Genomic DNA, 20,733 nt, shown 5'->3' on the forward strand with positions numbered 1-20,733 from the left:
TCAACTACTCATGCTCGCAGCCGCCGTCACCCTGGCTGGCTGCGCAGGCTTGCCCGACCAGCGTCTGGCAAGCGAAGCGCTTAAGCGGGGCGATACCGTCACCGCTGAACGCAACTTCCAACAGCTGGCTGAGCTGGGTTATGTCAAAGCACAAGTGGGCCTGGCCGACATGAAAGTCGCCAGCGGCACTGAAGAAGACCTCAAGGAAGCAGAACGGACTTACCGCCAGGCAATGGACCAGTCGCCTCGCGCCAAGGGACGCCTGGGTCGCTTGCTGGCGCGCAAGCCAGGCAGCACCCATGCCGAACGTACCGAAGCGGCGACATTGCTCAAGGAAGCATTCAGTGCTGGCGAACCCAATAGCTTGCTCCCCTTGACCATGCTCTACCTGCAATATCCACAGGACTTTCCCGCTATGAACGTGCAAGAGCAAATTTCTAGCTGGCGCCAACAAGGCTTCGCACAGGCAGATCTGGCGCAAATCCTCCTTTATCGCACTCAAGGCACCTACGACCAGCACCTGACTGAGATCGAAGACATCTGCCAGAAACTGATCAACGAGTCCGACGCCTGCTACGTCGAGCTGGCGACCGTGTATCAAATGCAAGGCAACAGCGAGCGACAAGAAGCGCTGATCGCCAACATGATGAACCAATACCACAGCCGTGCCTTGCCACCGCGCCGGGTTGAAGCCGTCGCCCAGGTATTGGCCGACGCGGAGCTGGGCAAGCCTGATGAAAGCCAGGCAAAAGAGTTGCTTGAAGCCATCGCACCGACTTACCCGGCTGCCTGGGTCAGCCTGGCTCGGCTGCTTTACGACTACCCGGCGCTGGGTGACAGCGAAACCATGATGACCTACCTCGACAACGGTCGGGAGGCTTCGCTGCCGCGCGCCGAGCTGCTGCTGGGACGCCTGTATTACGAAGGCAAGATGGTCCCGCAAGACCCGAAAAAAGCTGAAGAGCACCTGCGCAAAGCGGCTCCCAGCGAGCCGACGGCCAATTACCTGCTGGGACAAATCTACCTGCGCGGCTACTTGGGCGATATCTACCCGCAGCAGGCACTTGATCACCTGTTGAGCGCTGCACGCAGTGGCCAGATCAATGCCGACTACGCCCTGGCGCAAATGTACTCGCAAGGCAAAGGCATAGTGCCAAACCTGAGCAACGCCTATGTCTTCAGCCAGTTGGCGCTCCCCAAAAACACGCAAGCAAGCACCGACCTGGCCAACGAGGTTGCGCAAAAGCTGACGCCAGCCCAACGCAGTGAAGCCGAGCAGAAACTCCGTGAAGAACGCGAGCTGCGTGGCACCGCTTTGCAAAACCAAACTCAGTTACAGGCACAGCTGCAATGAATAAGAACCCGACGACAAAACTCAACAGCATCGCAGCGAGCCTGGGTCTGGGCCTGAGCCTTTTATCCAGCGCCAGCGCATTTGCAGCGAACAGCCCGGATCAGAACTTCGGTCTCACCGCCAAGATTACCGCGCAATCGGAAGACGACCGCGACCTCGGCACCCGTAGCGGCGGCGACGTCAACGGTATCGGCCTGGACCTGCGCCCCTGGTTATACGGCGAACGCGGCAACTGGAGTGCGTTTGCCATGGGCCAGGCGGTGACCGCCACCGACATCATTGAAACCGACACCCTGCAAAGCAATGCAGACGACAGCGACAGCAGCAGCGCCAACAGCAATGACGGACGCGAGCCAGACAAGAGCTACCTGGCCATGCGCGAGTTCTGGGTCGACTACGCCGGCTTGACCGCTTATCCCGGCGAGCATCTGCGCCTTGGTCGTCAGCGCGTGCGCAGCGACGAAGGCACCTGGTGGGACACCAATATCGAAGCGCTGAACTGGGAATTCGACACCACCCTGCTGCGCGCCAACCTGGGCGTGGCCGAGCGTTTCTCCGACTACCGGACCGACCTGGATGACCTGGCCCCGGAAGATGAAGATCGCCAGCATTACTATGGTGGCATCTCCACTCAATGGAAGCCCGGCCATTGGGTTGGCCTCAAGGCACACCACAGTCGCGACAACGGCAGCCTGCCCAATACCGGTGAAGAAGTCGATGAATTGAGCAAACGCTACACCGGTGACCTGACATGGCTGGGCATCAGCGCCGACGGTGATTTCTACAACCGTCGCTCGACCCAACCGCTCAACTACTGGGCACAGGCTACCTGGCTGACCGGTGACATCAACGAACTGGAACTCGCCAATGCCGGCGACCAAAAACTCGCGAACGGCTCGCGCAATGTGGATGTCGATGCCTGGGCCATGGACCTTGGCCTGCGCTGGAACATCGACCAGAACTGGAAAGTCGGTGGCGCATACGCCCGTGGCAGTGGCGGCGGCGATGACGACAGCTCGGAACAGTTCCGCCAGACCGGCATGGAAAGCAATCGCTCCAACTTCACCGGGACCAATGCTCGCCTGCACCGCTTTGGTGAGGCCTTCCGCGGTGAGCTGAGCAACCTGCAAGCGGCAACCCTGTTTGGCTCCTGGCAGTTGCAAGACGAGTACGACGCCAGCCTGGTTTACCACAAGTTCTGGCGGGTCGATGACAAGCAGGACATTGGTGACAGCGGGATTATCGCCAACCTTGAAAGCGGTGAAAAAGACGTAGGCCAAGAGGTCGACCTGGTCGTCACGCGCTATTTCAAGCAGGGCTTGTTGCCCGCTGCATTGGCTGAACAGGTCGATGAAGGTGCCGCGTTGGTGCGCTTCCGCGGAGGTGTCTTCCTGCCGGGCGATGCCTACGCAAAAGGGACCGACTCGGTCATGCACCGTGCATTTGTCGACGTCATCTGGCGCTTCTGAGGACTGCTCATGTATCCACAACCTGACAAACTCAGGACTACCACGGGGATCAGCATGCTGCTCCTGAGCACCTTGTTGCTCAGCGCGCCACTGGCCTTGGCGGTGGACGACAGCCAAGGCACTCCGGACAGCGCTGTGACGCACGCGTCTGATTCGACAAAAGTGCTTAATGAAACCAACAACTACACCGTCAGCAGTGCGCCGATTGAGCCCTTGCAGATGGACAAGCCCAAGCTGCCTGATCTCTCCGGGTACAGCGCTGAGGCGGTCGCGGCCAAGATTAAGCACACTCCCGGCGGCAAGGTTGTGGTGCGGCGCATGCTTCAGCAAGTTGAGCTGCAAGACTTCATCGGCGGCAACGAGCGACTGCGCGAATGGGTAAAACGCCAGAAAGGCATGCCCCACGCCATCTTTATCGAAGGGGGTTATGTAACCCCGGCAGATATTGCCAAGGCATTGCCCGATAGCCAGTTTGCCGAGACCTCACCCGGCGTCTATCTGGCCCGCTTGCCCATCGTGGTGTCGCAAGGTGCGACCTTGCAAGTTGGCAAAGAAACCAAGGACCTGCGCCTGTCACAAGAGCGCGGCTCGTTCATGGTCAATGACGGCATGCTGTTTATCACCGACTCCAAGCTCACCGCCTGGCGTGAGGCTGATAACGGGCCGGCGACCTTCCGTACGCCAAATGAATTCCGTCCGTTTCTGGTGTCCTGGGGCGGCAGTGAGTTGTACATCTCCAATAGCGAGATAACCAGCCTGGGTTACAACCAGAGTAAGTCCTACGGCGTCAGTATCACCCAGTATTCACCCGGCGTTGACAAGCGCCTCAAGCGCGCTCGCCCAACGGGCTGGCTCATTAATTCAACCTTTGTCGACCACTGGTACGGCTTCTATTGCTACGAAGCTGATGACGTGGTGCTCAAGGGCAATACCTACCGCGACAACATCGTCTACGGGATTGACCCGCACGACCGCTCGCGGCGCTTGATCATTGCCGAGAACACTGTCCACGGCACCAAGAAAAAGCACGGCATCATCATCTCCCGTGAAGTTGATGACAGTTGGATCATCAACAACAAGAGCTATGACAACAAGCTCTCCGGCATCGTGATCGACCGTAACAGCATCAACAATCTGATTGCCTACAACGAGGTCTACCAGAACCATTCAGACGGCATCACCCTGTATGAAAGCAGCCACAACCTGCTGTGGGGCAACAAGGTTCTGAACAACACCCGCCACGGTATTCGGGTGCGTAACAGCGTCAACATCCGCCTCTACGAAAACCTTTCAGCCGGCAACAAGCTGACCGGTCTCTACGGCCACATCAAAGACCTGTCCGACACCGACCGCGACATTGACCTCGACCCCTTCGACACCAAGGTGTCGATGATCGTGGTTGGCGGCACGCTGGCGGCCAACGGCTCCGGACCGCTGTCCATCGACTCACCGCTGAGCCTTGAGCTGTATCGCGTAGACATGATTGCACCCACCAAAAGCACCGGCATCAGTTTCTCGGGTGTGCTCGGCAAGCGCCAGGAAGAGATTCTCGATCTCTTGGTGCGCCGCAAGTTGGCGGTACTCATCGACCCAGTCGAAAGCCAGGCAGAACTGCAGAATTGAGGGCAAATAACGTGAGTAAGAAGATGTTTAAACTGCGCCAACTTGCTGTAGCCGGTGTCTTGCTCGGCACTGCCAGCGCAGCCATGGCTGAACCCAGCTATAGCGTGCAGCGTGTCGGCCCATTGTGCCCGGCGGCGCAAAACCCGGCGAACTACAACACCAAGTACCTGAGCTTTTTTACCGCACTGGTACAGGGCAAAGGCGACTGGCTATTTCGTAGCCGCAATGACTTGCGCACTGACTTTGGCACGACGCCACACGGTTACCAGCAATTCAAGCGCCTACGCGATGCGCTGAAGCGCAAGGGCATCGAGCTGATGATCGTCTATCAACCCACCCGGGGCCTGGTGAATCGCGAACAACTGACGGACGCCGAGAAATCACGCTTCAACTACGCACTGGCGAAAAAAAACTACCTGCAAGCGGTCGCGGATTTGCGCAAGACCGGGATTTGGGTAACCGATCTTTCGCCCTTGTTTGATGAGAAAGACGTCAAGACACCTTATTACTTCGAAGCCGACCATCACTGGACGCCAGCGGGTGCCTCACGCACGGCCAAACTGGTCGCCCAGACGCTCAAGCAAATACCCGGCTTTGATGACATTCCAAAGAAGGAATTTGAAAGCAACGTTGTCGGTCTGCTGCCCAAAGCGGGCACCTTGCACAAAACCGCAGCCGAATTCTGCGGCGTCAGCTACGCAACCCAATATGTGCCTCGCTATGAAACCGAGCCGGTTGGCGCTGCCGACGCCGACAGTTTGTTTGGCGATGAATCGGTTCCGCAAATCACCATTGTCGGCACCAGTAACAGCGGCCCGGCGTACAACTTCCCTGGTTTCCTGCAGCAGTACAGCGGTGCCGAAGTGCTGAACATGGCCGTCAGTGGCGGTGGTTTCGACAGTGCGCTGCTGCAATACATGGCCAGCGAGGAATTTCACACCAATCCGCCAAAGATCCTGATCTGGGAGTTCGCCACCCACTACGATCTGGCGCAAGACAGCTTCTACCGCCAGGCCCTGCCGATAGTCGACAACGGCTGCGAAGGTCGCCCGTCGGTGATGCATAACAAAATCAAGATGAAACCCGGCAACAACCAGCTCTTGGTCAACGGTGAAAACACCGCACTTCGCGATATTCGCGGCGGCGACTATCAAATTGACCTGACATTCAGTGACCCCAGCGTGCACGAGTCGAAAGCCACCTTGTGGTACCTCAATGGCCGCCGGGAAAAATTCAAAATTGAGCAAAGCGATCGCGTCGATACCGGCGGGCGCTATGTCTTTGAACTGAGAAACGACCCTGACTGGCGTGATCTCAACCTGCTCGCCCTTGAAATCCAAAGCCCGGAACAAATGCCCGCAGGCCTCAGTGTCGAAGCGACTCTGTGCAAGCGACCATCGACTTCCGGCAAAAACCTCACGGCGAAAGCTGACTGAGGATGGAGTCAACTATGCAAGCGAAAAAATGGCTACTAACCCCTTGTTTACTGGCCAGTGCGATATTTGCCCAAGCCAGCTTTGCGAATGACTTGGTGCCTCCGGCGGGCTACTACGCACCGGTGAACAGCACCGCGAAGAAACCGCAGTCCTGTGAACCAGCGCCAAAGCCCTATACCGGCAGTTTGGTGTTTCGCAGTAAATACGAAGGTTCGGACAAGGCCCGCTCGACACTCAATAAAACCGCCGAGAAAGCCTTTCGCGACAGCACAGCCGACATCACCACCATGGAACGTGGCAGCAACCGTTACGTGATGCGCTACATGCAGAACGGCGATCCCAAGCAACTTGAGTGCGCACTGCAGTGGATGGACAGCTGGGCGCAAGCGGGTGCCTTGCTCAGCACGGATTACAACCACACCGGTAAATCAATGCGCAAGTGGGCCCTGGGCAGCATGTCCTCAGCCTACTTGCGTTTGAAATTCTCCGAGAGCCAGCCTCTGAAGGCTTACCCACAACAGGCGCAGGAAATCGAGGAGTGGTTCGTCAAGCTCGCCGAGTTGACCGTCCACGACTGGAGCGACCTGCCACAACGCAAGATCAACAACCACAGTTATTGGGCGGCTTGGTCCGTGATGGCCACGGCGGTCGCAACCAATAGGCGCGACTTGTTCGACTGGTCGATCAAGCAGTTCCAGGTAGCCGCCAACCAAGTCGACGACGAGGGTTATCTGCCTAACGAGCTAAGACGCAAGCAACGCGCGCTGGCGTACCACAACTACAGCCTGCCGCCTTTGACCATGATTGCTGCATTTGCCCAAGCCAATGGCGTGGATGTTCGCCCGGAAAACCAGCAAGCGCTCAAACGCCTTGCCGAGCGGGTCATGGAAGGTGTTTCCGACCCGGATGAGTTCAAGGACAAAACCGGCGACAAGCAGGACATGACCGACCTCAAGAAACGCGCCAAGTTTTCCTGGCTTGCGCCCTATTGCACGCTTTACAGCTGCTCGGCGGACTTCGAGAAAGGGATTGAAAAGTTTGGCCCGTTCAAGACATTCCGCCTCGGCGGTGATGTCAGCAGCGTATTCAACCCAAAGCATCAGGGCGGCTAAACCACGTTTTACCCCATCCCCGCCAAGTTGTTTGGCGGGGCGACGAGCTCAAGAGCTCTGTTATTGACCTGTTAATGGAGAAGCACGGATGGTCTTTTCATCCAACGTGTTCCTGTTTTTGTTCTTGCCGATCTTCCTCGGCTTGTACTACCTCAGTGGCGCACGCTACCGCAACCTGTTGATCTTGATTGGCAGCTACACCTTCTATGCCTGGTGGCGGGTCGACTTCCTGCTGTTATTCGTGGTTGTCACCTTGTGGAACTACGGTTTTGGTCTGCGCATCTACCGTGCAGGCGTCCGGACCAAGGCCGCACAACGCTGGGTGTTGTGGGGCGTGGTCGGTAACCTGGCGACCCTGGGTTACTTCAAGTACGCCAACTTCGGTGTTGCCAATATCAACAAGATGATGGATGCAGCAGGCTTTGAGCCCTTTGTCCTGACTCATGTGATCTTGCCTATTGGTATTTCCTTCTACATTTTCCAGTCACTGAGCTACCTGATAGACGTTTACCGGGGCGATACCGAGCCCACGGAAAACCTGATCAATTTCGCGGCCTTTATTGCCCTGTTCCCGCAACTGATTGCAGGCCCGGTGCTGCGCTACAAAGACCTGGCAGACCAGTTCACCGATCGCACCCACAGCATTGACAAGTTTTCCGAAGGCGCCACGCGCTTTATGCAGGGCTTCGTCAAAAAAGTGTTTATCGCCGACACCCTGGCGCCGCTGGTTGATCACTGTTTTGCCCTGAGCAACCCAAGCACCGGGGATGCCTGGCTGGGTATGCTGGCCTATACCGCGCAACTGTATTTCGACTTCTCCGGCTACAGCGACATGGCCATTGGCCTTGGCTTGATGATGGGTTTCCGCTTTATGGAAAACTTCAATCAACCCTACATCAGCCAGTCGATCACCGAGTTCTGGCGGCGCTGGCACATCAGCCTGTCCACTTGGTTGCGCGATTACTTGTATGTCCCCCTGGGCGGCAACCGCAACGGCACATTCAACACCTACCGCAACCTGTTCCTGACCATGCTGCTCGGTGGTTTCTGGCATGGCGCCAACTGGACATTCCTGATCTGGGGCGCGTGGCACGGCACCTGGCTTGCCATCGAGCGCGCACTGGGCGTCAACGCGGCACCGAAAGTACTCAATCCGCTCAAGTGGGCCTTTACCTTCTTGCTGGTCATGCTCGGCTGGGTAATTTTCCGCGCTGAAAATCTCGACATCGCCTGGCGCATGTACAGCGCAATGTTCAGCTTCAACGGCTGGCAGCTCAGCGAACTGAACAGCGCCAATATCAATGATCTGCAAATCGCAACGTTGGTCATCGCCTACATAGTGCTGGCGGTCTGTGGCGTGCGCGAGTTCAACCGTCACCGCTCCAGCAAGCGCCCTGAAAAAGACACCACGCTGGGCAGCGAGCCGGTTATCCGCTCCGCCAATACCGCAACCGCCAGTGTGATGGCGCAACAGAATCCGGCCATGGCGCAAACCCTGGTGCGCACTGCGCTGTTCCTGCTGTTTTGCGCCTCGCTGTTGAAGCTCTCGGCGCAGAGCTATTCGCCCTTCCTTTACTTCCAGTTCTGAGTGAGGCCGACCATGAGAAGAACCACAGAAAAAATCTATATCGCCTCGTTTATTACTGTGTTGTCGCTGGGCTTCATTTCATCAATGAGTGGTGTGCTCGATTACAAGCACCCCAAGACCTACAGCGTGCTTGATGGCAACCTGGCGCAAAGCTTCGAACATCATTACGACAAGGAACTGCCACTCAAGGACATTGGCACCAATGTCTGGGCAGCCCTTGATTACGTGCTGTTTAACGAAGGCCGCCAAGGCGTGAAGATCGGTGTCGACGGCTGGCTCTACTCGGATGAAGAGTTCAAGCCCGACGCCAAAGGCCCGCAAAACCTGCGTGACAACCTCAACACGGTTGAAGGCGTACGCAACCTGCTGGCCGAGCATGACGTCAAGCTGGTGATGGCGGTTGTGCCAGCCAAGGCGCGTTTGTATCCCGAATACACGGGCAACAACCACGCCAGTGCCATTCATGCAGATCTGTACCAACGCTTCCACACAGCGCTGCACCGTGCCGGAATCACTGCGCCAGATCTGCTGGCCGCACTTAAACCCGAAAAAAGCCAAGGCCAGCTGTTCTTGCGGACCGATACGCACTGGACGCCACTGGGCGCCGATATTGCCGCCAAGCGTTTAAGCGCGAGCGTGCACAACAACTTTGCGCTGCCGGGCGAGCCGCAGGAATACGTCACATCGGCAGGTGAAACCAAGCCCTACCATGGCGACCTGACCCGGTTTATCCCGGTTGATCCGCTATTCAAAACCCTTATGCCCCGCCCTGATGAGCTGCAAAAGCGCAGCACTGAAGCGGTTTCTAAAACCGAGGGAGCCGATGCCCTGTTTGCTGACAACGAGATACCGGTTGCGTTGGTGGGCACCAGCTACAGCGCCAATCCCAACTGGAATTTCGAGGGCGCGCTGCGTCAGCACTTGCAACATGACCTGAGCAACTACGCCGAGGACGGCCGTGGCCCGATTCTGCCGATGCTCAAGTACCTCCAGAGTGATGACTTCAAGAACTCGCCACCGAAAGTGGTGATCTGGGAGTTCCCCGAGCGTTACCTGCCCATGCCCAACGACCTTAGTGAGTTCGACCCGAAATGGATCGCAAAGCTCAAAGCGCTCGGCAATGAGCAAAACCTGGCGCTTACCGGCAACCGCTGAAGCGCCAATCCACCCGCCGGCATATTGCCAGCGCGGAACAGTAATAGAGAGGTATGACACCTCGCTTAATTAACGGCTGCAATGCCGTTGTGTGAAACGAAGATGGAGAAATACTGATGACCTTACTGACAAATCGCAACTTGACCACTTTCGCCTGCGCAGTCGCGCTGAGCCTTGGCAGCTTCCATGCGAGTGCCGGAGAAGGTGGTTTGTATGCACCTATCGCCCCCAAAGGCTCAACCTTCGTACGCGCCTATAACGCTGGCAATACCGAGCTGAATGTCAGTGTCGGTAACACCTCGCTGGATGGCATTTCGCCGCTTGGTTCAAGTGATTTCAGCTTTATGCCAGCCGGCAGCTACAGCGCCCAAGTAGGCAGCACGACGATCCCGGTAAAACTCGATGCTGGCCACTACTACACCCTGGTCAGCCAGCCGGGCGTTGAGCCAAAACTGGTTGAAGACCCTGCGTTCAAGAACAAGCAAAAGGCCTTGCTGCGAGTTCAGAACCTTTCTGACAGCAACGTTACCCTGAAGACTGCCGACGGCAAGACCAAAGTGGTCGACAGCGTTGCCCCGGCCGGCCACGGCGAGCGTGAGGTCAACCCGGTCAAGATCAAACTGGCGCTGTTCAAAGGCGACAACAAGATCAGCGACCTCAAGCCGGTCGCCCTCGCCCGCGGCGAAGTGGTCAGCCTGTATGTCACGGGCAGCGGTTCACAGATCTCACCAAACTGGGTCAAGCGCCCAGCCAAAACCGATTGATAAAACCCACAATTCAAAGGCCGAAAATCAGGTCGCTAAAAAGATAGCGCCGCCAAGGCAGGCGCTACGGAGAAGTCCTCTACGGCTCATATGAGCTTGCTAACGGGTGTTCTCGCAATAACGCGTGATACCAGCCAAAATCTATGAACGTTTCAGGAGTTGAACACATGATCCCAGTAATTCTTTCCGGTGGTAGCGGCTCGCGACTGTGGCCTCTTTCGCGCAAACAGTATCCAAAACAATTTCTGGCGCTGACAGGCAGCGATAGCATGTTTCAACAGACCATCAAGCGTCTGTCATTTGCAGGTATGGAAGCACCCGTATTGGTGTGTAATAAAGAGCATCGCTTTATCATTCAAGAACAACTGAGCACACAGAACCTCAGTGCGCAGTCGATCCTGCTCGAGCCATTTGGCCGTAACACCGCACCAGCGGTTGCAATTGCAGCCATGAAGCTGGTTGCTGAAGGGCGCGATGAGCTGTTGCTGGTATTGCCAGCTGATCACGTCCTGGACGATCAGCCATCATTTGAAGCCGCCTTGATGATTGCCCAATCGGCGGCCGAAAAAGGTGAAATGGTGCTGTTTGGCGTACCCGCAAAAACGCCGGAAACCGGTTACGGCTACATCCGTTCGACAGCTGATGAGAGCCTGCCGCAAGGTGTGGTACGAGTGGAGAGCTTCGTCGAAAAGCCGGATGCCGCGCGCGCCGTTGAGTTTGTGGCTTCCGGCGATTACTTCTGGAACAGCGGCATGTTTATGTTCCGCGCCAGCCGTTACCTTGAAGAGCTCAAGCGCCATGACGCCGACATTTATGACACCTGCTTGCTGGCCCTTGAACGCAGCAGCGAGACCGATCATGTGGTCAATATCGACGAAGCCACCTTCGCTTGCTGTCCGGACAACTCGATCGACTACACCGTCATGGAAAAAACCGATCGTGCCTGCGTAGTGCCACTCGACGCGGGCTGGAATGACGTCGGCAGCTGGTCGTCGATCTGGGATGTGCACGACAAAGATGTGCACGGCAATGTCATCAAGGGCGACGTCATGGTTCATGACAGCCGCAACTGCCTGGTCCAGGGTAACGGCAAGCTGGTGTCGATTATTGGTCTGGACGACATTGTTGTGGTCGAGACCAAGGATGCGACCATGATTTCCCACCGCAACAGCGTCCAAGACGTCAAGCATGTGGTCAATGAACTCAATGCCAAGAATCGCAGTGAAGCGCAGAACCACTGCGAAGTGTATCGTCCATGGGGCTCCTACGACTCAGTCGATATGGGCGGCCGTTTCCAGGTCAAGCACATCACGGTCAAGCCGGGCGCGCAGTTATCGCTGCAAATGCATCATCACCGTGCCGAACACTGGATTGTGGTGGCCGGTACCGCTGAGGTGACCTGTGATGACCGCACCTTCTTGCTGACGGAAAACCAGTCGACCTACATCCCGATGACCTCGGTTCACCGCTTGAGCAATCCAGGCAAGATCCCCCTTGAGCTGATTGAAGTGCAATCAGGCACCTACCTGGGTGAAGACGACATCGAGCGTTTTGAAGATGTCTACGGCCGCAGCCATGACGAGGCCGCGCGTATAGCCGTGCGCTAAACCGAATGCGGGCTCTGCAATGGAGCCCGCGTTTCTGCCTGGCTTTTTGCTGTTTAGAGGCGATCGTTAGAGGCGATCGCTGCGCTACAGCAGCGCAGAAGACGGCTCGAAGGTGATTCATGCTATTTCAGCACTTCAGCGGTTACATTTTTTAACCCATCCACCTTCCCCACCGCGCCAGCTTGTGTAGGATGAACAGATGTTCGCCGCCCAAGGTCATCACCATGTTATTCGGTGCAATCCTGATTCTCAGCTGGTTTATCCTGCTGATTCGCTACCCGAGCAAAGCCCTGCCAGTGACATTGGTTGCAGTCGTGGGCTTGTTTATTGTCGCCTCGGTCGTGATCTGGCAGGAAAACCGTGAGAAAAGTCACCTGGCTGAACTGCAAATGCGCTTTAGCTACGACCCGCAAGGCTGCCCGGCTGACCAGCCGCTGGCCCTGAGCCTGAAAAACGCCAGCTCCAAACCCTTGCTCGACCTGCAATGGGAAATGGCGGCCTTCCGTCCAGGCGACAGTGTCAACCTGGTGGAAAACAACTATGACTCGCCCCGCTACACCGGCCCAGGCGATTTGCTCCCAGGTTCGACCTGGGAAAGCTGCCTGCCTTTACCTCCGCTGCGCAGCGGATATCGGGCCAACAGCCTTGAGTTTCGGGCGCAGCGTATACAAGGCAGCTTTGCCGACTGACTGGACGGGCATGGCAAGATATTCACGCTAGGTTTGCGAACCGCCATTGGCTTATTCTGAACCAATCCCAACTCTGCTCAGGATAGCGCTATGACGACCCAGTTCACTGCATTAATCACTGGATGCTCCAGTGGTATTGGCCGCGCCCTGGCCGACGCGTTCCAGGCTGCTGGTTATAAAGTCTGGGCCACGGCACGCAAAGAGTCTGACCTGGAGGCCCTCAGCGCTGCCGGTTTCAATGCAGTGCAACTCGACGTCAATGATGCAGTCGCCGTTGAACAGCTTGGCGCACGGCTTACCGAAGAGATTGGCGGCCTCGATGTACTGATCAACAATGCCGGCTATGGCGCCATGGGGCCACTGCTGGACGGCGGAGCTCAAGGCATGCGCCAACAATTTGAAACCAACGTGTTCTCAATTGTCAGTGTCACCCGTGCCCTGTTCCCCTTGTTGCGGCGCAATAAAGGCCTGGTGGTCAATATTGGCAGTGTTTCCGGAGTACTGGTAACGCCCTTTGCCGGTGCCTATTGCGCCTCGAAAGCGGCGGTGCACGCACTGACCGATGCACTGCGCCTGGAGTTGGCGCCCTTCTCGATTGATGTGATGGAAGTTCAGCCCGGAGCTATTGCTTCAAGCTTTGGCGCCAACGCCAGCCATCAAGCGGAACAACTTATTTCTGAAGACTCGCCTTGGTGGCCTTTACGTGAAGGCATCCGCGCCCGAGCCAACGCCTCACAAGACAATCCAACCCCCGCCCCCCATTTTGCCCGTAATGTTCTGGCTGCCGTGCAGAGCGCCAAGCGTCCACGACTTATCCGTCTGGGCAACGGCAGTCATATGTTACCGTTGCTGGCCAACATTCTGCCTAAAGCGCTGCTCGAAAAAGGGCTGATGAAGCGCTTTGGCCTCAACCGGACACTCTGATGAAGCAACCCATATTGCACTACTACGCATTCGGCGCGGTTGCGGCTGTGGCCGTGCTCAACCTAGTGGTGCGCGCCTTGGTCAAACTCGGCGGCTTGCCTGCAACCTTGCTGGTCGCCGTGGCTGTCGGCCTTATCGTGCGCGGGGTATTCCAGTGGCGCAACCAGCGGCTCCCCGACCGCCGGGAGCGCTGGGGGATGGTCGCGATCTATGCGACGGTGCTAGGACTGTTGTATTTGGGCCTGCTCGCCATGATGTACCTCAAGGATGAGCCGGGCAGCGCCGGGCATATCCTGTTCTGGCTGCATTACCTGTGCTACCCGGTGCTGCTCGCGGTTTGTCTGATTCCACGCCAAAGCGCTGACCCGCAGTAGCCTGCAGCACTCACCCAAGCACCTGCATTGCAGGCACTTGGCAACACGCAGCGCTAGCGCGCAACAACCACAGCTGCTGCAGGTGCCTTGGGCTTACGAAACACCAGAACATTACCCAGCATCACCAACACCAGGCCCATTAGCGCAGGTGCGGTCCATTGGTAGCCTTCGGCAAAAACCGAGATATTCAAGGCCACCACCGGGAATAACACAGTGCAATAGGCCGCCCGCTCCGGGCCCATGCGCCCAACCAACGTCAGGTATGCGGTAAAACCGATCACCGAGCCCGGAATCGCCAGATACAACAGCGTGCCGATATAGCGGCTATTGGCCTCAAAGGTAAATGGCGTGCCTGTAACCAGGCAGATGACCAGCAACATCAGCGCCCCATAAAACATACCCCAGGCATTGGTCGTAAGCGGTTTCAAACCGGCTTTTTGCTGCAGGCTTGAGAGCATATTGCCTGCCGAGAAGCACAGCGTACCGATAACCGCCAAGCCAATACCCAGCAAGGTTTCTGGACTCGCCTCGTGCCCCGCCAGCTCAGGCCAGAACAACAAGCCCAACCCAAACAGGCCCAGCGCACCACCGGCTAATACGTTGGCTGCAATTCGCTGCTTGAAAAAAAGCCGGGCATTGAGCGCATTCCACAGTGTGGCGGTTGAAAATATGACTGCGACCAAGCCGCTGGGAATCCACTGGCTGGCCGTGTAAAAACACATAAAGTTGATGCAGAACAGACATAGCCCCTGCACCAGGCATATCATTTGTCCGCGCCGATCCATTTTCTGCAGGCGCCCGCTGACCAGCAAGATCGCAAACAGCACGGCAGCGGCCAGACCAAATCGATAGGCAATCGAGAGTGGAATCGCCACCACGCCCAATTGCAGTTTCAAGGCGATCCAGGTCGTGCCCCAGATCAGTACGGTCATCAAATACAACGACAGGTTCATCGCACAACTCCCAGTAGATGAATCGAGTGTGCACCTGTCGTTACCGACGTGCTTGCACAAAGTTGCGCTTTTCACTGCAGTGCGCCGCCCTAACCCGCTGCGTGCGACTTACACAATCTTGCGCATTTTTCACGCTGGGGGCTGGCAGCAGAGCCACGGCGGAGTAGCATGTTCGGGCTAGAGGACAGGTATGTATGGCGCAACTAGAAGAAAGTCAGGTATTCCACGCAATGGGGCAATCGCCCAACGCTCGCTTGCACCACAGTGCCGAGCTAGGCGACGGCCTGGCCGCTGCCTTGTGGAGCAACAGCCATGATGCACGCGAGTACGAAGCGCCGACACATCACACCTTGTCGTGCTATCTGGCGGGCGGCACTGGCACCTTTCGCCGCGAGCGCCCCGACAACAAGGGCGCGCCCGGCAAGCTCTGCGTAATGCCGGCTGGGCATCACTCAAAGTGGATCATCAACGGTGAAATCAACCTGGCTCACCTGTATGTCAGCGAGGAACACTTTGCCTTGGCGGCGGTACGCTTGCTCGACCGCGAGCCGCGTGAGCTGCAATTGCGCGAGGCCACCTTCCTTGATGATGCCGCGCAAGCCCAGCGCTTTCGCCAACTGAGCCTGATGGACTGGCACGAACCCGGCGAGCGCCTGCTAATCAACAGCATCGCCCATCAACTGCTTGACCACGCCCTGCTCTCGCAAGTGGGCAAGCGCGATGGCCTGAAAATCAGTGGCGGCCTAGCCCCCGCTCAACGCAGGCGATTGCGTGAATTTATCGACAGTCACCTCGACCAGCCGCTGAGCCTTGGCCAGTTGGCAAGCATGTGCGCGCTGTCGGAGTACCACTTCGCCCGCATGTTTACCCAGAGCTTTGGCTTGCCACCGCACCGCTACGTGCTCAAGCAACGCCTGCATCTGGCCTCACAGCTACTGCGCGACAGCCAGCGCTCACTGGTTGAGATCGCCCTGGATTGCGGCTTTGCCAGCGCCAGTCACTTCAGCAACCGTTTCCGCCAGGCGTATAACGCAACGCCCAGCCAGTACCGCGCGGTGCTTGCAGGCTAATCAGCCGTTGCACCGCCCTGACCAGTGACGGCGCGGGCAATCAAAGTATTTGACCCAACGGTCTGCATCAGGCCGGTTAACTGTGCAAGAATCATCGGCTTTGCTTAATTTCACGGCGCGCCGATGACCTTCCCAGCAGACCTCCAACGATGCCCCTGAATATCCTCCAGCTGAACCAGGATAACTGGCGCTCTACATTCGATGCCGGGCATTTTCGCCGGGGGCTTGGCTACGCCGAAGAAACACGCAGCACCCTGCTGAACCTAACGGACAATAGCCTGCTTGCCAGTTGCAAAGGTTCATCGGGACAAATCTACCAGCAGCGCATCAAACTATTCCCAACCGTGCACGGTTGGAGCATTAATGGTCACTGCAGCTGCCCGGTGGGCTATAACTGCAAGCATGTAGCCGCCGCCCTGCTAACCCTTGAGCGCCAACAAAAGTCTGCCGTGGATCACAGCACCCTGATAACGCCGAGCCAGAAAATCGCCGAACAGCGCCTTGAAGGCATCAAGCCGCAACCCGTATTGAGTTTGGGCAGCCACGCGCGCGTGCATTTTGACGCACGCAAAGGCCGCATGCTGGAGCAAACGCAACATCGTGCCGCGCTTGCATTCGACTACCAAGGGCATCTGGCCTACGGACGCCAGGGCAAAGACCTGCTGATCCGCCAACAGCCCGACCTGAACCTGCGTGTCGTCCGCGATGCCAATGCCGAAAGCCTGTTGCGCAAGCGCTTGACCGACATGGGCTTGAGCATCGCCCTGCGCCAAAGCGAAGCCTTGGGTGAGCATCCGGGCGAGCACTTCGAGCTGCCCAACGAAGCCACTTGGCTGCGCTTTGTCGATAACCACCTGCCCACACTGCGCGCAGAGGGTTGGAAAATCGAGATGCAACCCGGATTTCACTACAACCTTGCGCAGATTGACGATTGGTACGCCGACATTGAAGAGTCGGCCGACCATGACTGGTTCGACCTTGAACTGGGCATCACCATCGACGGTCAACGCGTCAGCCTGCTACCTGTATTGCTCCAGGCGATCCGTCGTACGCCCTGGCTGCTCAACGGTGAGGCTGTCGCCCAACGCCAGGATGAGGAGATGCTGCTGGTCAGCCTGACGCAAACCGATCAGCGCGTAGCCTTGCCCTTTGCCCGCCTGAAACCCATGCTTGCCACGCTTGGCGAGCTGTTTTTCCGCGAACCGGGCGAGGTCACCAGCAAGATTCGCCTGCCACGGGCTGATGCCCCGCGCTTGAACCGGCTTAGTAACGGCCCGCCTATTGAATGGAACGGCGGCGAGCCCATACGTAGCTTCGCCCATCGCTTGCAGGCCTTGCCCGAGTTTAAAGCCAGAATCCCCAAGGCGCTGCACGCGAAGCTGCGCCCTTATCAAGTCCAAGGGCTGGCGTGGATGCAAGCCTTGAGTGAGCTGGAGATGGGTGGTCTGCTGGCTGACGACATGGGGTTGGGGAAAACCCTGCAAACCCTGGCCCATATTCTCGGCGAAAAACAAGCCGGTCGCTTGCAGCAACCAGCATTGATCGTGATGCCAACCAGCCTGATACCCAACTGGCAAGATGAAGCCGCGCGCTTTGCCCCGAGCTTGCGCGTACTTGCACTGCATGGCAGCAAACGCCGCAGCCTGTTCAAGCTGATTGACCAACACGACGTGGTGCTGACCACTTATGCGCTCTTGCCCAGGGACTTGAAAGCCTTGAGCACGTATAGCTATCGCCTGATGATTCTTGATGAGGCACAGAACATCAAGAACCCGCGCAGCAAAACCGCCCTCGCCGCCGGACAAATCCGAGCACACCAACGCCTGTGCCTGACCGGAACGCCGCTTGAAAATCACTTGGGAGAGCTGTGGTCGCTGTTCAACTTCCTGATGCCTGACTGGCTCGGTGACGCCAAAAGCTTTAGCCGCGACTACCGTACACCGATCGAAAAACAAGGTAACGAGCAACGTTTGACTCACCTACACGGACGTATAAAGCCCTTTGTTCTGCGGCGCAAGAAACAGGATGTCGCCCGCGACTTGCCGCCCAAGACCGAAATGACCTACTGGGTCGACCTGAGCGCGGCGCAACGTGATCGTTATGAAGCCTTGCGCCTGGCGATGGATAAAAAGGTACGTGCCGAAATCAGCCGTCAGGGCTTGGCACGCAGCCAGATTGTCATCCTTGAAGCCCTGCTGCGCTTGCGCCAGGCCTGCTGCGACCTGCGCCTGCTCGACGACACCGACGTATCACTGAAAAGCAGTGATTCGGGCAAGCTCAGCGCACTGCTGACGATGCTCGAGGAGTTGTTCGCCGAAGGTCGCAAGGTGCTGCTGTTTTCGCAGTTCACTTCCATGCTGGCATTGATCGAAGCCGAGCTGATCGCACGCAATATCAGCTACGTAAAACTAACCGGCAGCACTCAAGACCGGCGCACTCCAGTGGAGCAGTTTCAAGCGGGTGAGCACTCGATTTTCTTGATTAGCCTCAAGGCCGGTGGTGCAGGCCTGAACCTGACCGCCGCCGATACGGTGATTCACTTTGATCCTTGGTGGAATCCAGCAAGCGAAGCGCAAGCCAGTGATCGCGCCTACCGCATCGGCCAGGACAAACCCGTATTTGTCTACAAGATGATCAGCCGCGGCAGCGTCGAGGAAAAAATCCAGCACCTGCAACAGGCCAAGGCCAACCTCGCCAGCGGCGTCCTCGACGGCGGCAGCCAGGCTAAGTGGCAACTCACCGAAGAAGACTTGCAAGCCTTGCTTGAGCCGTTAACCCCTTGAGCTGAGTAACCTCTTACTGACTGGTGTTCTTGCCAATGACCTCGCCGGTTGAGTCAATCGGCTTGCTCGACGGGAACCTGTATGAGGCAAATCTGACTGCCACAACCGACAGCGCCAGCAGGAAAATCCCTGCGCAGGAATACACCAGCCCAATATCCGGTGGCCGGTGGTGCGAAACATCACCAATCAGGTAACGCGTCAGTGCTGTGATCGCCACATACAACAGAAAGCGGATCGGCAAGTGGTTGGTCTTGAAGTAGATACCCACCATCGCCCCCAGCTCGAGGTAGATAAACAACAACAGAATGTCGTCAATACTGGCCTGGCCTTTATCCAGCATGGCCAGAAACGCCATGACTGAGGCCCAGGCAGTGACAGCACCGATTGCGAACAAGCCCAGGTAATGAAAACCTTCGACCAGTAAGTTACCAACCGAATTTGCGCCCCGGTGCATGTGTTCGCGACTGCGATCGACCCACTTCATCTAAAACTCCCTAGAACACTTACACAGAGTGTGCTTAACGACTGTGACAAAGATGCCACAGCCCCTGCATTAACAACAGCATGCACAAAAAAGACCAAATACGGCCGCTAGCACCCTCTATTTGGCTGCTGTGCGAACAGTTAACACCACGCAATGCAATTGCGCTGGACAAACCCTGCGACTAGGGTCTAACACTTGATGCACGGATCAAACCTTTTACCAGACCAGGATTTAGCATGACCACTATTCAATCCTTTACTCGCCGTGCGCTGCTAATGCTGACTGTTGCTGCCAGCACCCTGTTGGCGACCAGCGCCACTGCCGCGCCAGTTGCCAAGCAAAACAACCAGGTTCCCGGCTACTACCGCATGATGGTGGGTGACTTTGAAGTCACCGCGCTGTACGACGGCTATGTCGATATCGGCACCCAACTGCTCAAGGGCGCCAGCGCCGATGACATCCAGAGCCTGCTGGCCAAGATGTTCCTGGAGTCGAGTAAAGGCGTGCAGACAGCGGTAAACGCCTTTCTGATCAACACCGGCAAGAATCTGGTGCTGGTCGACACCGGGGCCGCCAAATGCTTTGGCCCTGCATTGGGCAACATTCAGGACAATCTCAAGGCTGCAGGCTATACACCGGAACAGGTCGATAGCGTGTTGCTGACCCACCTGCACCCAGACCATGCCTGCGGTTTGCTCAGCGCCGACGGCAAAAGTGCTTATCCAAACGCGACTATCTACATTCCCAAAGGCGATGCCGACTATTGGCTGAGCAGCGCTGAACAAGCCAAGGCGCCAGAAGCCAGTCGCGGCAGGTTCGCCATGAGCCAGAAAGCTGTCGCACCCTATGCAGCGGCCGATAAGGTGCAAACCTTCAACCCCGATAGCAAGTTGCTCGAAGGCGTAGCTGTGGTGCCAAGCAACGGCCATACACCTGGCCACACCTCGTACATGTTCAGTTCGAAAGGCCAAGACCTGCTGGTGTGGGGCGATATCGTACACAGTCACTCGGTGCAATTCAGCCAACCAAACGTGGCGATCGAATTCGACAGCGACAGCGCCAAAGCCATAGCCGCGCGCAAGAAACTGTTTGCTGAAGCGGCCAAGGATAAACTTTGGGTCGCAGGCGCACATTTGCCATTCCCGGGCATCGGGCATGTACGCAAGGAAGGTGAAGCCTACGCCTGGGTGCCAACCGAGTTTGGCCCGATTCGCAGTGATCGCTAGCCAAACCAAATAAACACAGGATTGGTAATTGACGCACGCATTGCCGCTGTTCAAATGGCGGCAAGTTCTTTATGCTTGCCACAACTGTATAAACAACCAGTTAAACTAACTAGCGTGAAGGC

Annotated in this window: 17 protein-coding genes; 15 read left to right on the forward strand and 2 right to left on the reverse strand. The window is 57.1% G+C overall.

The window, feature by feature from the left end; all coding sequences use genetic code 11:
- Window positions 1-10 precede the first annotated feature (10 nt).
- The 12 genes from algK to AACY26_RS03270 all read left to right on the forward strand — a co-directional run bounded on the left by algK (window position 11) and on the right by AACY26_RS03270 (window position 14,095).
- On the forward strand, window positions 11-1,354 hold the full coding sequence (algK, locus tag AACY26_RS03215) for an alginate biosynthesis TPR repeat lipoprotein AlgK (RefSeq protein ID WP_339511702.1): 1,344 nt from the start codon (window positions 11-13) through the stop codon (window positions 1,352-1,354).
- Entirely contained in the window at window positions 1,351-2,823 is a 1,473-nt protein-coding gene (locus tag AACY26_RS03220; RefSeq protein WP_339510911.1) for an alginate export family protein, read from the forward strand. The genes algK and AACY26_RS03220 overlap by 4 nt, the downstream gene beginning before the upstream one ends.
- A 9-nt stretch (window positions 2,824-2,832) precedes the next feature.
- A complete protein-coding gene (gene algG / locus AACY26_RS03225) occupies window positions 2,833-4,446 on the forward strand; it encodes a mannuronan 5-epimerase AlgG (protein WP_339510913.1) in 1,614 nt (537 codons plus the stop codon).
- 23 nt (window positions 4,447-4,469) lie between these two features.
- Window positions 4,470-5,882: an alginate O-acetyltransferase gene (locus AACY26_RS03230; protein WP_339510915.1), complete on the forward strand. Its 1,413-nt coding sequence runs from the start codon at window positions 4,470-4,472 to the stop codon at window positions 5,880-5,882.
- 14 nt (window positions 5,883-5,896) lie between these two features.
- Entirely contained in the window at window positions 5,897-6,994 is a 1,098-nt protein-coding gene (locus AACY26_RS03235; RefSeq protein WP_339510917.1) for a mannuronate-specific alginate lyase, read from the forward strand.
- Between the two features lie 88 nt (window positions 6,995-7,082).
- Window positions 7,083-8,582, forward strand: a complete 1,500-nt coding sequence (locus tag AACY26_RS03240; RefSeq protein ID WP_339510919.1) for an MBOAT family O-acyltransferase — start codon at window positions 7,083-7,085, stop codon at window positions 8,580-8,582.
- A 12-nt stretch (window positions 8,583-8,594) separates the two neighbouring features.
- Window positions 8,595-9,737: an alginate O-acetyltransferase gene (locus tag AACY26_RS03245; protein WP_339510921.1), complete on the forward strand. Its 1,143-nt coding sequence runs from the start codon at window positions 8,595-8,597 to the stop codon at window positions 9,735-9,737.
- A gap of 116 nt (window positions 9,738-9,853) precedes the next feature.
- Window positions 9,854-10,501: an alginate O-acetyltransferase AlgF gene (locus tag AACY26_RS03250; protein WP_339510923.1), complete on the forward strand. Its 648-nt coding sequence runs from the start codon at window positions 9,854-9,856 to the stop codon at window positions 10,499-10,501.
- A gap of 167 nt (window positions 10,502-10,668) precedes the next feature.
- Entirely contained in the window at window positions 10,669-12,108 is a 1,440-nt protein-coding gene (locus AACY26_RS03255; RefSeq protein WP_339510925.1) for a mannose-1-phosphate guanylyltransferase/mannose-6-phosphate isomerase, read from the forward strand.
- 224 nt (window positions 12,109-12,332) lie between these two features.
- A complete protein-coding gene (locus AACY26_RS03260) occupies window positions 12,333-12,797 on the forward strand; it encodes a multidrug transporter (protein ID WP_339510927.1) in 465 nt (154 codons plus the stop codon).
- Window positions 12,798-12,887: 90 nt separating this feature from the next.
- Window positions 12,888-13,721, forward strand: a complete 834-nt coding sequence (locus AACY26_RS03265) for an SDR family oxidoreductase (RefSeq protein WP_339510929.1) — start codon at window positions 12,888-12,890, stop codon at window positions 13,719-13,721.
- Window positions 13,721-14,095 (forward strand): hypothetical protein, encoded by a 375-nt coding sequence (locus tag AACY26_RS03270; protein ID WP_339510931.1) that lies wholly within the window; start codon window positions 13,721-13,723, stop codon window positions 14,093-14,095. The genes AACY26_RS03265 and AACY26_RS03270 overlap by 1 nt, the downstream gene beginning before the upstream one ends.
- A 53-nt stretch (window positions 14,096-14,148) precedes the next feature.
- On the opposite strand, the gene AACY26_RS03275 is transcribed toward AACY26_RS03270, so the two are convergent.
- On the reverse strand, window positions 14,149-15,048 hold the full coding sequence (locus AACY26_RS03275) for a DMT family transporter (protein WP_339510933.1): 900 nt from the start codon (window positions 15,046-15,048) through the stop codon (window positions 14,149-14,151).
- Between the two features lie 194 nt (window positions 15,049-15,242).
- Between AACY26_RS03275 and AACY26_RS03280 the strand changes: the two genes are divergently transcribed.
- On the forward strand, window positions 15,243-16,118 hold the full coding sequence (locus tag AACY26_RS03280; RefSeq protein WP_339510935.1) for an AraC family transcriptional regulator: 876 nt from the start codon (window positions 15,243-15,245) through the stop codon (window positions 16,116-16,118).
- Between the two features lie 149 nt (window positions 16,119-16,267).
- On the forward strand, window positions 16,268-18,901 hold the full coding sequence (locus AACY26_RS03285) for a DEAD/DEAH box helicase (protein ID WP_339510937.1): 2,634 nt from the start codon (window positions 16,268-16,270) through the stop codon (window positions 18,899-18,901).
- A gap of 13 nt (window positions 18,902-18,914) precedes the next feature.
- Here the strand turns inward: AACY26_RS03285 and AACY26_RS03290 are convergent, their stop codons facing one another.
- The gene (locus AACY26_RS03290) at window positions 18,915-19,385 is read right to left on the reverse strand and encodes a phosphate-starvation-inducible protein PsiE (RefSeq protein ID WP_339510939.1); all 471 of its coding nucleotides are present in this window, start codon (window positions 19,383-19,385) and stop codon (window positions 18,915-18,917) included.
- Between the two features lie 236 nt (window positions 19,386-19,621).
- Here AACY26_RS03290 and AACY26_RS03295 point away from each other — a divergent pair, with 236 nt between their 5' ends.
- On the forward strand, window positions 19,622-20,611 hold the full coding sequence (locus AACY26_RS03295) for an MBL fold metallo-hydrolase (protein ID WP_339510941.1): 990 nt from the start codon (window positions 19,622-19,624) through the stop codon (window positions 20,609-20,611).
- Window positions 20,612-20,733: the final 122 nt, after the last annotated feature.

It is taken from the genome of Pseudomonas sp. RL_15y_Pfl2_60, assembly GCF_963970595.1.
In the GTDB taxonomy this organism is placed as follows: Bacteria; Pseudomonadota; Gammaproteobacteria; order Pseudomonadales; family Pseudomonadaceae; genus Aquipseudomonas.